Raw genomic sequence first — 263 nt, forward strand, 5'->3', positions numbered from 1 at the left:
TGTTGGTGGAGAAGTTGTAAGAGATGGAAGATTTCTTCTAGACCAAAGAATTATTGACATTGAAAATGAGCAGTGCAAAGGGATGTTTGAGGTTTGCTGCACTGAGAGAAGATCCCGTTCTAAACCCAGAAAAGGGGCTCCGCCATTTTATGACCCTGCTCAAGGTATAGCAGGTTGTGATTTAGACGGAGATGTCCAATCTTGGGCTGCTTCCATAATATTTCAGAAAGTTAACAAAACTAAACCACCAGAATATATATGAG

At 40.7% G+C, this 263-nt stretch carries 1 protein-coding gene; it reads left to right on the forward strand.

Going from position 1 to position 263, the window contains the following annotated elements; all coding sequences use genetic code 11:
* A partial coding sequence (locus tag SM754_RS20310; RefSeq protein ID WP_323677955.1) for a hypothetical protein occupies positions 1–262 on the forward strand: 262 nt, incomplete at its 5' end.
* Between the last annotated feature and the right edge of the window lies 1 nt (position 263).

This window comes from Halorubellus amylolyticus, from assembly GCF_034808145.1.
GTDB lineage: Archaea > Halobacteriota > Halobacteria > Halobacteriales > Natrialbaceae > Halorubellus.